A 12,874-nucleotide genomic window follows, 5' to 3' on the forward strand; every position below is an offset into this window, starting at 1 on the left:
AGCCCGCAGGGCTGCCGGAGGGGTAATGGCGGCGATAAATGACCCCTCCTCCACCCGCTGACGCGGACGGTCCCCTCCCCATTCCTGTGCAACGGGGAGGCACGCGAGGCCTACTGCCGCTCCGCCTGCGCCACTGCGTCGCTGGCGCGCAGGGCCGAAACGATGCGATTGAGGTGCGCCACGTCCTCCACCTCGACCTCAATGTCGTAGGTCACGAAGGGGTGGTCGATATGGGCCTGCATCAGGGTGATGATGTTGGCCTTGTTCTGCGCGAAGATGCCCGCCATTTCTGCGAGCGTGCCGAGCCGGTCGTAGATCGTCACCGACAGCTGGCCCGTCGCGCCGCTCGACTGGTTGCCCCAGGCCAGATCGATCCAGTCGCTGTCCACCCCGCTCGCCAGTTCCATGCAGTCGATCGCGTGGACCAGCACCGGCTCGCCCTTGCGGCGGATGCCGACGATGCGGTCGCCGGGGACGGGGTGGCAGCACGGGGCGAGGTCGAAGGCAACGCCGGGCGTCAGCCCGCGGATCGAGATCGCGCGTTCGCGGCGTTCCCAGTGTTCATCCTCCTCGATGCCCGCCGTGCAACCGGGGACGAGCGCTTCCATCACCTCGCGGTCAGCAATCTTGGCGGCGCCGATGGCGTACATCAGGTCGTCAGGCTCCTCCATGCCGAGCCGTTCGACCGCGGCCCGGATCGCCTTCTTCCCGATCCGCGCGGGCACGCGCGCAGCGATCTCGTCGAACAGCTTGGAGCCGATCTCGGCCACTTCGGCACGTTCCTTCATCCGCACCGCGCGGCGGATCGCGGCGCGCGCCTTGCCAGTGACGACGAAAGCCAGCCACGACAGCTGCGGCGAGGCATGGGGGTTCTTGATGATCTCCACCACATCCCCATTGGCCAGCGGCGTGCGCAGCGGCATGTGCCGCCCGTTGATCTTCACGCCTGCCGTCTGCGTGCCGAGATTGGTGTGGACCGCGAAGGCAAAGTCCACCGCGGTCGCGCCCTTGGGCAGCTGGAACAGCGCGCCTTTGGGGGTAAAGGCGAAGATCCGATCCTGATAGATCGCCATCCGCGTATGCTCGAGCAGTTCCTCGGCATCGTGGCTGGCATCGACGATCTCGATCAGATCGCGCAGCCAGCCCACCTCGCCATCGGGCCGATCCCCCTGCTTGTAGGCCCAGTGCGCGGCGAGGCCATATTCATTGGTGCGGTGCATCTCGCGCGTGCGGATCTGCACTTCGACGCGCATCGAGTTTTCGTACATCAGCGAGGTGTGGAGGGACCGGTAACCGTTCGACTTGGGCGTCGAGATGTAGTCCTTGAACCGTCCGGGCAGGAACTGCCAGGTGGTGTGGAGGATACCCAATGCGCGGTAGCAATCCTCCTCGGTGTCGGTGAGGACGCGGAAGGCCATGATGTCGGTCACCTGCTCGAAGCTGACATGGCGTTCGGCCATCTTGTGCCAGATCGAATAGGGGTGCTTCTCGCGCCCGTAGACCTCGACCTTGAGGCCCGCTTCGGCAAGGCGTTGCTTCATCGTGAGAGCAATCGCATCGACCTGCCCGCCGTCTTGCGAGCGCAGCTGATCTAGCCGGTTGGCGATGGTGGCGTGGGCCTCGGGCTCCAGCTCGCGGAAGGCCAGCGCCTGCATTTCATGCATGTATTCGTACATGCCCACGCGCTCCGCCAGCGGGGCGTAGATATCCATCGTCTCGCGCGCGATGCGCTGGCGCTTTTCCGGGTTCTTGATGAAATGCAGCGTGCGCATGTTGTGCAGCCGGTCAGCCAGTTTCACCAGCAGCACGCGGATGTCTTCCGACATGGCGAGCAGGAACTTGCGCAGGTTCTCCGCCGCGCGCTCGTTCTCGGGCATGGCCTCGATCTTCGAGAGCTTGGTCACCCCGTCCACCAGCCGCGCGACCTCGGGGCCGAAATGCAGCTCGACATCCTCGATCGTGGCCAGGGTGTCTTCCACGGTATCGTGGAGCAGCGCGGTGATGATGGTCGCCTGGTCGAGCTTCAGGTCGGTCATCAACCCCGCCACTTCGACGGGGTGCGAGAAATAGGGATCGCCCGAGGCGCGCTTCTGGCTGCCATGCTTCTGTACGGTGTAGACATAGGCGCGGTTGAGCATCGCCTCATCGGCGTCGGGATCGTATTCGAGGACTTTCTCGACGAGTTCGTATTGGCGCAGCATCCTGATGAGTATGGGGGCGGCGCTGCGGGCGGGCAAGCGCGATTGTTGCGGTGCGGCACAGGAGGTGTTATAACGGGCGTATGAACAAGCCCATCCCCCGCACGCGCAGCCTCAAGATCACCAAGATCGGGAATTCCGCTGGGATTATCCTGAGCAAGGAACTGTTGGCTACGCTTAACGCCAATATCGGCGATGAAATCAGCCTCACAATGACCGATGATGGCGTAACGTTAACCCCGGTGGACCCTGAGTTCGAGGAAGAAATGCGCCTCGCGCGGCAGATCATGCGGGAGCGCGTGAAGGTGCTGCGCGAACTGGCGAAGTAAGCGCATGGCGGGGTGGAGGTGGGTCAGCCATCGGGCGGCGCTAACGGCTCACGCCGAACAGATTGCCGAACATGGCGGCGGCACCGGCGTCCGCGACATGGGCCTATTTGAAAGCGCGATGGCGCGCCCGCAGCAATTGGAGGCCTATGGCGCGCCGGATGCGGCAGCTCTGGCGGCGGCCTACGCTTTCGGCTTGGCAAGAAACCACCCCTTCGTGGACGGCAACAAGCGTACCGCCAACGTCGTCAGTTTGCTGTTCCTGCTAAAGAATGGATGGCGCGTGGAGGCAGATGACGCCGACATGACGGTGGCCTTCATCGCCCTCGCCGCCGGAGAACTCTCCGAGGACGAGCTCGCCGACTGGTTCCGGCAGCGGGTCGTCCCGGTCGGTTAGGCGGACGTCAGCTCCACGTCGCCCGTGGCGGCAGGCTCATCAGGATCGCGTCGATATTGCCGCCGGTCTTCAAGCCGAAGATCGTGCCACGGTCGTAGACCAGATTGAATTCGGCGTAGCGGCCGCGATATTCGAACATCTGCGCTTCGTCGGCGGCATCGAACGGCGTGTGCATCCGCTTGCGCACGATCATCGGGTACACTTCGAGGAACTGCGTCCCGATATCCTTGATGAACGCGAAATTCGCTGCCCAGCCTGCCTCGTCGGCGCATTCGAGATGGTCAGCAAAAATCCCGCCGACGCCCCGGCCCACTTGCCGGTGGGGGATGTAGAAATACTCCTCCGCCCACTTCGAGAAGCGCTCATAATAATCGGCGCCGTGCGGATCGCAGGCGGCCTGCATCGCGGCGTGGAAGTCGGCCGTGTCTTCGGCGTAGGGGATTGGCGGGTTCAGGTCCGCGCCGCCGCCGAACCACGCCTTGGTCGTGGTCAGAAAGCGGGTGTTCATGTGGACGGCGGGCACGTGCGGATTGGTCATGTGTGCCACAAGGCTGATGCCGGTCGCCACGAACCCCGGCGCCTCGGCGCTCGCCCCGTTGATGCTGCCGGCAAATTCCTTGGCGAAGCTGCCGCGCACGGTCGAGACATTGACCCCGACCTTTTCGAACACCTTGCCCTTCATCAATCCCTGCACGCCGCCGCCGGGATCGGGATTGCCTTCTTCTTCGCGCTGCCAAGGGGTGTATTGAAAGACGGCATCCGAGCCCGCCTCGCGTTCGATCGCCTCGAATTCGGCGCAGATATTGTCGCGCAGGCTTTCGAACCACACCTTCGCCTGTGCAGTCTTGTCGGACCAATCCATGACAAAAGTACCCTCCCGTTCGCCCTGAGCTTGTCGAAGGGCCGCATTTCTTCCAGGCCACCGCGATAGAAGAAAGTGCAGGCGTTCGACAAGCTCAGGCTGAACGGATTCTTTGCTGTTGTGAATTGATTGCGCTTGCGCCAGACGGTCTCCATGGTTCCTGCTATGTTCGCCCCCTTCCCCTTCGCCGGACACGAGCTTGCGCTTGGCCAAGGGCGCGCGCTCTACTGGCCGGCCGAGCGCGCGCTGCTTGTGGCTGACCTGCACCTTGAAAAGGCGAGCTGGTTTGCCGCGCGGGGTCAGATGCTCCCGCCCTATGACAGCCGCGACACGCTCGAACGGTTGGCGGATGCTGTGCGGGTAACAGGCGCTCGGCGGGTCATCACGCTGGGTGATAATTTCCATGATGACGCGGGCGCTTTGCGGCTGGACGCGCATTCGACCGGAATGCTGGAAGCGCTGACCCGGACGCTCGACTGGGTGTGGATCACCGGCAACCACGACGAACAACTGCCCAAGGGCTTCGGCGGGACGATCCTGTCCGAGCTGCAAGTCGGTGGGATCACGCTGCGCCACGAAGCCCGTGCCGGAGAAACCGCGCCGGAGCTGTCGGGACACTATCACCCCAAGCTGCGCGTGAATGTCCGCAACCGCCACATTGCGCGACCTTGCGCCGTGATGGGCCGCAGCAAGAGCGGGGCCGAGCGGATGATCCTCCCCGCCTTTGGCACGCTCACCGGTGGGCTCGACGCAGGCCATCCCGAGATCCTCGGCGCGCTGCAACCGGCAGCAAGGATCGAGGCGCTGATGCCCGCATCGGGCCGGATCGCGCGCTTCCCGCTGTGGCAGGCGGCGGCCTAGCTCTCAGCCTCCATCAACACCGATCCCACTGCGACCACGCCCTCGCGGGTCAGACTGACCAGCGTGACCCGCTTGTCCATCTGCGACGGCGAACGCTCGATCAGCGAGGCTGCCTCCAGTCGGTCCATGATCCGCAAAGCGGTGGTGCAGGGCGCGCCCGAGGCGATCACGAGGCTCTTGGTCGAAACCCGCGCCCCTGCGGCAAACTGGATGAAGAGTTCCAGCAGCATTTCCCATGCCGGTTCGCCAAACCATTCGCTTGCAAGATGGCGGCACCGGCGGCGCGCCACAGCCCTCATCCCGACCGCGACCTGCGCAAGGTGAAGCGACTTGCGCTCGATCGTCCCGGCCTCGGTCGGGCAGTGATAGTTGGAACGCACCCCGGCCGGCTCCGATTTGTCGTCAAGCATATCGGCAAGCTTCACAAGGCTGCTGCCGAGCTTGCGCATCTGTTCGGGAGAAAACCGCTGCGCGAGGGCACCGATGGTCAGATCAGGCCCGTCCACCAAGCTTTGCGTAAAGACGGTTTCGCCGTTCTCGCATTCCCAGCCTTCGGCCTGGGCAATGAAATCGTCAGCCGGACCATCATTGGCTCCGAGACCAGGCCGAATACTGGCGCTGGGAATGATCCGTTTGGCTTCAGGACAATTTGTCGATGCGGGCGCAGTCTCTCGCTGATTCTCGCGACCCGTGGCGTGGAAAAAACCCATGGCGCCTCCCCCAATGCTGCCAGCCGGAGCTGGCTTGACAGGGTGGAAGCGATCCCTGCGTCACCCTAGTCATTTAACGTAGAAGCCTGAGGTCGGTTCCCCGAACTGATTGAAACTGTGTGGATAAGTGTTGCTACTTAGAGCCGCCCAACGAACTTGCATGGCCCGTCAGCCGAACCACGCCCCCGAAAGACTCTCCCTAGCGCTCGCCCGCATTTCGGACTAAGGAGCGCGCAGCATGTAAGCCACCACAGGAGAACACCCCATATCACGTCCACCCCGGCGCTCGATGGCCCCGCCCGTAAAAAGCGGCCCTCGGTTTGATAACATGATCAATGTCCCCAAGGTCCGCGTCATTGATGACGAAGGCGAAAACCTTGGCGTCATGTTCACCCGCGAAGCGATTGAGCAGGCCAATGAAAAGGGCCTGAACCTCGTCGAAGTGTCCCCCAATGCGGACCCGCCGGTGTGCAAGTTCCTTGATGTCGGCAAGTACCGCTTTGAAGCGCAGAAGAAGGCCAACCTGGCGCGCAAGACGCAGAAGACCCAGGACATCAAGGAAGTGAAGATGCGGCCCAACATCGACACGCATGATTATGACGTGAAGATGCGCAACGTCGCCAAGTTCATCGATCATGGCGACAAGGTGAAGATCACCTTGCGGTTCCGTGGCCGCGAAATGGCGCACCAGCACCTCGGGATGGACCTGCTCAAAAAGGTGCAGGACGACGTCGCCGAGATTGCCAAGGTCGAAGCCTTCCCGCGGCTGGAAGGCCGCCAGATGCTGATGGTGCTCGCACCCAAGTAAGCGTGCGGAAGCAGGCAGGGACAAAAGGGGGCGGATCGGCACGGTTCGCCCCTTTGTCGTTCGGGCGCACCGACCAACACCTTGACGCGTCGACAAAATGCTGACGCCAACCGACTGCGGGCAACACGGGCCGCACGATCGGTGCTACAAAGCCTTGGCAGGGGGCAGGCATGCGGCGGCCCAGCCCCAACCCCCTCGAGCCGCCTTTGACCCCCGCCAGGCGCCCGCCGGGACGCCTGCACTGACAGGACACTTCACGCCCATGCCGTTCCTGCCCATGCGTCTTGCCCGCCCTGCCCTGCTTGCTGGCCTTGCTTTGGCACTTGCCGTTCCGGCCCATGCCCAGACTCCGCTGAGCAACGACGCGCTGGCGACCTTCGCGCCTTCGCAGAACCCGAACAATGACAAGATCGACTATTCGATCTGGGACGAGGCGATGAAGAACATCGTCATCTCCATGGGGCCGTCCTTGCGCGAAGGCGCCGGTCGCCCTGACCCGAGCTTCGGCACCCGCCGCCAATATGGCCATGTCTCGCGCTACCGGCTTGAAGGCACGCGGGTGATGTTCAGCTTCCTCGATGCCGATGTGATCGCCAGCTTCACCGAATATCGCAAGGATCTGGAGAAGACCGCCGATATCGTCGATATCCAATCGCTTTCGCGCAACGAGCAGCTGGCCTTCTGGATCAACCTCCACAATGTCGCGATGGTCGAACAGATCGCCAATGCCTGGCCGATCCGCCAGCCGCGCGAAATCAAGGTGGACGGCGTCCCGCTCGATGAAGCGCGGTTCATCACCGTGGAAGGCATCAAGCTGTCCCCGCGCGATATTCGCGAGCAGATCGTCTATCGCCACTGGAAGGACCCGGTGGTGATGTACGGCTTCTGGCGCGGTGAGATTGGCGGGCCTTCGCTCCAGAAAGAAGCCTTCAATGCCGACAACGTGGCGCGCCTGCTGGTGCGCGGCGCTACCGATTTCGTCAATTCGCTGCGCGGCACACAGGAAGGCGGCGGCAGGCTGCAAGTCTCTGAACATTACCGCGAGGCGGCCCCGTTCTTCTTCCCCGATTTCGAGAAAGACCTGCGCGCGCACCTCACCCGCTTCGCTGATGAAAAGACCGCCGCCCTTCTCGCCAGTGCCAGCGGCGCCGATCCGGTCGTGAACGAGCGGGACATCGCCGATCTGGAAGGCGGCGTGCGCGAGCCGACTTATTCGAACATCACCTCGAACGGCCAGTCGATCAGCTTCCGCATCCCCCAGAGCATGACCGCGCTGCTGCGCGAGCGTGAGGCCAAGTTCCAGGAGATCATCCGTCAGGGCCGCACCGGCACCGTGACCTTCAGCAACATCGACCTGCCCGGCGAGGCTGGCGAACCGGCCGAAGTCGAATAAGCGCGCGCCTCGGCAGAGTAACCGTCATGAGCATAACCTTGCCGCGCGATGTGCGCGGCGGGGGAATGCGATATGCCAACCTTCATGAATTTGCATTCATCTCCAATTTATCCCCATGATATAGTTTCGGTTTCGGACGGGCTCTAATCCTCTGGTGGGAGAGACGATATGCTGCCGAAATCCATGTTCGCAATGCTGGCCGGCTCAGCGCTGGCCATGCCGAACCTTGCCGCGGCGGAGAGCCCGGAAACACATCAACGGTCTGAGCGAGACGAACGGCACTTCGTCCGTGGCATCGCATCCCCGGACGCCGTAACCTCGCGCGCGGACGAGCGGCTCGCGATCTTCACCCCCACGACCAATCCCATTCGTCACCGGATCGATTACGAAATCTGGGATTACGCGCTCAAGAACATTCTCGTTTCAATGGGCCCTTCGACCCGCCAGGGCGCGCCGAGGCCTGACCCCGTGATCGGCTCACGACTGAAAAGCGGGCCGCAGTCGCGCTTTCGGCTCGAAGGATCGCTCGTGATGTTCCGATTCTTCGACAAGCAGGTGATCGATAGCTTCACCGAGTACCGCCAAGATCTGGAACGGGTGGTCGAAGCCCAGGACATCTCGGCCCTGCCGCGCAATGAACAGCTGGCCTTCTGGTTCAACCTCCACAACGTCGCGATGATGGAGCAGATCGCCAAGGAATGGCCGGTGCGCGAACCGCGCGATATCATGATCGGCGGCCAGCCGCTCGATGAGGCGAAGTTCATCACTCTGCGCGGCATCCCGGTATCGTTGCGCGACATCCGCGAGAATATCGTCTTCCGCCACTGGAAAGATCCCAAGGTGATCTACGGCTTCTGGCGCGGCGAGATCGGGATGCCGCACCTGCAATCCTATGCCTTCACCGGGGCCAATGTCAGCTCGCTGCTGGATGTTGCCGCTGCCGATTTCGTCAACTCCCTGCGCGGCACGCAGAAGAGTGCCGACACGCTGGCGGTGTCGGAGCTCTATGCCGAAGTCGCGCCGTTCTACTTCCCCGATTTCGAAAACGATCTGCGCGCGCATCTGGCCGCCTATGCCGAGGAGCCGGTGGTGGAACTGCTGGCGAAGACCGATCAGACTGTCGCCAGCATCCGCGAGGCTGATATTGCCGATCTCCACGGAGGGGCTCGCCCGACGAGCTATCAGCCGGTCATGTCCGAGCCGGGACCTGCCAGTGATCGACCGATCTGCACCGAGCGCATGGGTCAGGCCGCGTGTGATGTGCTGTTTGCCCGGTCGCTCAAGCTGCAACGGATGCAGCGCCGCGATCAGCCGACGTCTCGCGTGTTCTTCTCGAACATCGATCTGCCGGGCGATCCGCCGAACAAGAACGCGGTGGAGTGACGCGGCGCACCTGAGGCTTGCCGCGACCGGCGCCTTGCTGATAGGCCCCTGCGGCAAGGTCAGGGGAGATCGCCAAGCATGACAGCGCGCCGGATCGGCCTTTTCCTCGGCCCGCTGGCGTTTGGCTTGACCGCTGTGATCGCCCCGCCCGGCGGAATGCCGTCCGGGGCGTGGCTGGTCGCAGGTCTGGTTGTGTGGATGGCCGCCTGGTGGATGACCGAGGCCATGCCGCTCAGCGTGACAGCGCTGCTGCCGTTCGTGGTGCTGCCGCTCGCCGGGGTGTCCAATGCGGAAGCGACTGCGAGCACCTATTACTCCCCAATCCTGTTTCTGCTGCTGGGCGGTGCCTTCATCGCGCTGGCAATCGAGCGCACCGGCCTCCACCGCCGCCTGAGCCTCGCGATCCTGCGGATGGTCGGCACCAAGGGCGGGGCCGGTCGCCTGCTGCTGGCCTTCATGATGGCCGCAGCGCTGCTGTCGATGTTCATCTCCAACACCTCGACCGCGCTGATCATGATGCCGATGGCCCTCGCGGTGCTGGAAGGCGGCGGGAGCGTGCGCGACGGGGATCGGCTCCCACAAGACGGCATCGCGGGCGCCTTGCCGATGGGGATCGCCTTTGCCGCCAGCATTGGCGGGCTGGGCACGATCGTCGGCTCGCCTACCAATGCCATTGCCGTAGGCCTGCTCGACGAGATCGCGGGCGTGCGGATCACCTTTGCGCAATGGGCGCTCTACGGGGTGCCGCTGGTGCTGCTGAGCATCCCGCTCGCCGCCGGGATCGTGGCGCGGGTTCTGCGGGTGGCCGATCACCCCTTCGACCTTGCCTCTGCGCGCGCGGCGATTGATAGCCACACAGCGTGGACCCTGCCCGAGAAGCGGCTGGTACCGCTGTTCGCGCTCACCTTCACCGCCTGGGTCACGCAGCCGCTGGTCGCGCCCTTGCTGCCGTCCGGGTCCTGGACGGACGGGACGATCGCGGTGATCGCGGCGCTGGCCCTGTTTCTTCTGCCCGATGGCACGGGCCGTCCACTGCTCGTGTGGAAGGAAGCCGAGCGCGCGCCGTGGAGCGTGATCTTCATGTTCGGCGGAGGCCTCGCGCTGGCGGGCGGGATGCAGGCTTCGGGCCTTGCGAGCTGGATCGGGCAAGCGCTGTTGCCGCTCGCCGGCTGGCCGCTGATCCTCGTCGCGCTCACGGTGGTGGCGCTGGTGATTGTGGTGACCGAGTTTGCGAGCAATGTCGCGACCGCCACCGGGATCATGCCCGTTATCGCCGCGCTGGTGGTGACGCTGGGGGCTGATCCGGTGCTGCTCGCCCTGCCCGCCGCGCTGGCGGCCAGCTGGGGCTTCATGCTCCCCGCGGGCACCGGCCCGAACGCCATTGCCTGGGCAACCGGGCGCATCCGCATCGCCGCGATGGTCAAGGCGGGCGCGCTGCTGGATGTGGCAGGCGTTGCGCTGATCGTCGGCGTGGTATGGGGGATTTCGGCGCTGACGTAACGCGGCGCTCGCTTAAGGGAGACAAATGATGACCGACAGCCGCAAGCCGGTGTTCCTCGTGATCGGAGCCGGCGCCGGGATCGGCGGTAACGCGGCGATGCGCTTTGCCGCCGGGGGCTATCACGCGGTGCTGGCGCGCCGGTCAGACGAGGAGGGCCTCGCGCGGATGGTCGGCCAGATCGAAGCGGCGGGTGGCTCGGCCAGCGGCACACTGCTCAATGCCGCAGAGGATGGCAGCATCGAGGAGCTGGTCGCCCGGGTTGAGGCCGATATCGGCCCGATCCATACCGCGCTCTACAACCTCGGCGCGCAGATCGGGAACCGTGCGCTGGATCAGACCCCGCACCGCATCTTCGAGCTCGGCTGGCGGCTCGGCACCTACGGCGTCTTCCGCCTGGCCCATGCGCTGTTCCCGGCGATGGTTGAGCGTGCCAAGGCCGGAACGCATGGCACGCTGCTGGTCACCTCGGCGACGGCGGCGGTGCGCGGCAATGCCGGGCAGCATAGCCATGCCGCAGCGATGGGCGGGCGGCGGATGCTGTGCCAGACCCTCAACGCCGAGTTCGCACGGCAAGGCGTGCATGTCGCCCACGTCATCGTCGACGGCCCGGTCGATGCGCCCGACACCCTCGGCAAGCTGCTGGGCGACAAGTTTGACGCCTTCAAGCAGGGCAAAGGCCACGATGGGGTCATCGACCCCGCCGCCTTGGCCGAGACCTATTGGCACCTCGCCCACCAGCCGCGCAATTGCTGGAGCCACGAAGTCGATGTGCGCCCGTGGACCGACACGCCGTGGTGGAACGACAACCCTGATCCCCAGATCGACTCGAAGGGCAAGGGGTTCGCGGGGCCGAAGACGGAGTAGCCTAGCCAGATGCCTCCCCTCCCGTTGGAGGAGGGGTAGGGTGTGGGGGTCTGCCTTCAGATAGGTTGAACACCCATCCCCCACCCTCCCTTCAAGGGGAGGGGGCTGAACAGCGCGAACGGGCTTTCTTCAGCCCCTACCCCCGCCACTCGCGGCGTTCTTCGGCCGCGCGCAGGACTTCGTAGCTGGTCTGGATCAGCTGGAACTGCTTGGCTGCGTCGGCATCGCCGGGCTTCACGTCCGGGTGCACTTCCTTGGCGCGGTTGCGATAGGCTTTCTTCACCGCGCTGAATTCGGCATCAGCCTCCAGCCCCAGCACCTCCAGCGCGCGCATCTCGTCTGCCGAGCGCGATCCGTCGCCCGATCCGGCCCAGCCGTAATGCGCCGATTCGGTATAGCCGGACGATTCCTGCCGCTCCGCCTTGGCGCGCTCTTCCTTCTCAGCCTTGTCGAGACCTTCGAAGTAATCCCACTTGGAATTGTATTCCGCCGCATGCTTCTGACAAAAATACCACCGTTCAGGGCTGTTGGGGGCTTTGGGTGCGGGGCAATTGCCGGGTTCGTCACAACCATGGCGGTCGCAGATGCGCACATTGGTGGCCTCTTGCGAGGAACCATAGGGCCTCCAGCGCGGGAAGCCCCAATCCATGGATCGGCGGGCGCGAGTCATGCGCGAAACCGGAGCGCGCGGGGCAGAATGTCGTTGGTCGATTGTCTCACGCGCTCAATCTAGGCGAGGTAGCCCCTAATGGGAAGGCGTGAGACACCGGGAACCGGTTGCAATGTGAAATGTTGCATCGCAATAGAACTGCCAGCGGCGCATAATAGCCGCACCTGAAAGACCGCATGATGAGCCAGCAATTGACCCTCTCCAGCCTGTTCTGCGTGCTTGCGCTCGCAGGGCTGTGCGTGGTCACCGGCGCGCGCGATTTGGCGGGGATCAGGGCACCTGCGGGCACCGAGCAGGCGGCGCTTTCCACGTCGCGCCTTCAGGGCTGACGCCAGAATCTCCCCTCCCCTGAAGGGGAGGGGCTAAAGCGACATCAGTTAATGATCACGCTGGCAGCGCGGCGGTTCTGCGCCCATGCGCTTTCATTCGAAGCCAGCGCCACCGGGCGCTCCTTGCCGTAGCTCACCACCGAAATGCGGTTCGGTGCCACGCCGAGGCTGACGAGATAGGCCTTGGCCGCATCGGCCCGGCGTTCACCCAGCGCCAGGTTGTATTCGCGTGTCCCACGCTCGTCGGCATGGCCTTCGATGGTGAAGGTGATCTGCGGATAGCGGGCGAAATACTGCGCCTGCGCCTGCAAGGCGGCGGCATCCTGCGAATCGACGTTGTAGCGATCAGTGTCGAAATAGATCGTGGTCGAGGAACCGACCGCCGCGGCGAAATGCGCCTGCGTCCCGACGGCTGCGCCCGTGGTCGGCGGGGTGGTGGGCTGGGTGTCGGTGCCGGTGTTGTCGACAGGAGCGGGCGGAAGGGTATTCGGCGCCTTCTTGGCACAGGCAGCGAGGCCAGTGGCAGACGCCAGCAGCAGGATCGTCGCAATCTTGGTGTTCATCGCTTGTGT

General features: G+C 64.3%; 14 protein-coding genes. 9 read left to right on the top strand and 5 right to left on the bottom strand.

Annotation, left to right across the window (positions count from 1 at the left end; all coding sequences use genetic code 11):
* Window positions 1-110 precede the first annotated feature (110 nt).
* A complete protein-coding gene (locus ACLBKT_RS10635; RefSeq protein ID WP_410182890.1) occupies window positions 111-2,201 on the bottom strand; it encodes a RelA/SpoT family protein in 2,091 nt (696 codons plus the stop codon).
* 80 nt (window positions 2,202-2,281) lie between these two features.
* On the opposite strand from ACLBKT_RS10635, the gene ACLBKT_RS10640 reads away from it, so the two are divergent.
* A complete protein-coding gene (locus ACLBKT_RS10640; RefSeq protein ID WP_410182891.1) occupies window positions 2,282-2,527 on the top strand; it encodes an AbrB/MazE/SpoVT family DNA-binding domain-containing protein in 246 nt (81 codons plus the stop codon).
* A gap of 4 nt (window positions 2,528-2,531) precedes the next feature.
* Complete coding sequence (locus ACLBKT_RS10645; RefSeq protein ID WP_410182892.1) at window positions 2,532-2,921, top strand: type II toxin-antitoxin system death-on-curing family toxin; 390 nt, start codon at window positions 2,532-2,534, stop codon at window positions 2,919-2,921.
* A gap of 7 nt (window positions 2,922-2,928) precedes the next feature.
* On the opposite strand, the gene hemF is transcribed toward ACLBKT_RS10645, so the two are convergent.
* On the bottom strand, window positions 2,929-3,783 hold the full coding sequence (gene hemF / locus ACLBKT_RS10650) for an oxygen-dependent coproporphyrinogen oxidase (protein ID WP_410182893.1): 855 nt from the start codon (window positions 3,781-3,783) through the stop codon (window positions 2,929-2,931).
* Between the two features lie 165 nt (window positions 3,784-3,948).
* On the opposite strand from hemF, the gene pdeM reads away from it, so the two are divergent.
* Window positions 3,949-4,644, top strand: coding sequence for a ligase-associated DNA damage response endonuclease PdeM (gene pdeM, locus ACLBKT_RS10655; protein ID WP_410182894.1), 696 nt, complete (start codon window positions 3,949-3,951; stop codon window positions 4,642-4,644).
* Here pdeM and ACLBKT_RS10660 read toward each other — a convergent pair.
* Window positions 4,641-5,354: a hypothetical protein gene (locus ACLBKT_RS10660; protein WP_410182895.1), complete on the bottom strand. Its 714-nt coding sequence runs from the start codon at window positions 5,352-5,354 to the stop codon at window positions 4,641-4,643. The genes pdeM and ACLBKT_RS10660 overlap by 4 nt on opposite strands.
* A gap of 289 nt (window positions 5,355-5,643) precedes the next feature.
* Between ACLBKT_RS10660 and infC the strand changes: the two genes are divergently transcribed.
* The 5 genes from infC (at window position 5,644) to ACLBKT_RS10685 (ending at window position 11,303) form a co-directional block, all read left to right on the top strand.
* Complete coding sequence (infC, locus tag ACLBKT_RS10665; RefSeq protein WP_410182896.1) at window positions 5,644-6,162, top strand: translation initiation factor IF-3; 519 nt, start codon at window positions 5,644-5,646, stop codon at window positions 6,160-6,162.
* Window positions 6,163-6,424: 262 nt separating this feature from the next.
* Window positions 6,425-7,555, top strand: a complete 1,131-nt coding sequence (locus tag ACLBKT_RS10670) for a DUF547 domain-containing protein (protein ID WP_410182897.1) — start codon at window positions 6,425-6,427, stop codon at window positions 7,553-7,555.
* A 168-nt stretch (window positions 7,556-7,723) separates the two neighbouring features.
* Window positions 7,724-8,938, top strand: coding sequence for a DUF547 domain-containing protein (locus ACLBKT_RS10675; RefSeq protein ID WP_410182898.1), 1,215 nt, complete (start codon window positions 7,724-7,726; stop codon window positions 8,936-8,938).
* Window positions 8,939-9,016: 78 nt separating this feature from the next.
* On the top strand, window positions 9,017-10,438 hold the full coding sequence (locus ACLBKT_RS10680) for an SLC13 family permease (RefSeq protein WP_410182899.1): 1,422 nt from the start codon (window positions 9,017-9,019) through the stop codon (window positions 10,436-10,438).
* A gap of 28 nt (window positions 10,439-10,466) precedes the next feature.
* The gene (locus tag ACLBKT_RS10685) at window positions 10,467-11,303 is read left to right on the top strand and encodes an SDR family NAD(P)-dependent oxidoreductase (protein ID WP_410182900.1); all 837 of its coding nucleotides are present in this window, start codon (window positions 10,467-10,469) and stop codon (window positions 11,301-11,303) included.
* A gap of 136 nt (window positions 11,304-11,439) precedes the next feature.
* On the opposite strand, the gene ACLBKT_RS10690 is transcribed toward ACLBKT_RS10685, so the two are convergent.
* Window positions 11,440-11,973, bottom strand: coding sequence for a J domain-containing protein (locus ACLBKT_RS10690; protein ID WP_410182901.1), 534 nt, complete (start codon window positions 11,971-11,973; stop codon window positions 11,440-11,442).
* A gap of 179 nt (window positions 11,974-12,152) precedes the next feature.
* On the opposite strand from ACLBKT_RS10690, the gene ACLBKT_RS10695 reads away from it, so the two are divergent.
* Entirely contained in the window at window positions 12,153-12,302 is a 150-nt protein-coding gene (locus tag ACLBKT_RS10695) for a hypothetical protein (protein WP_410182902.1), read from the top strand.
* A 44-nt stretch (window positions 12,303-12,346) separates the two neighbouring features.
* Here ACLBKT_RS10695 and pal read toward each other — a convergent pair whose 3' ends face one another.
* Window positions 12,347-12,865, bottom strand: a complete 519-nt coding sequence (gene pal / locus ACLBKT_RS10700; RefSeq protein ID WP_410182903.1) for a peptidoglycan-associated lipoprotein Pal — start codon at window positions 12,863-12,865, stop codon at window positions 12,347-12,349.
* Window positions 12,866-12,874 lie beyond the last annotated feature (9 nt).

It is taken from the genome of Erythrobacter sp. W302b (assembly GCF_046452395.1).
In the GTDB taxonomy this organism is placed as follows: domain Bacteria; phylum Pseudomonadota; class Alphaproteobacteria; order Sphingomonadales; family Sphingomonadaceae; genus Erythrobacter.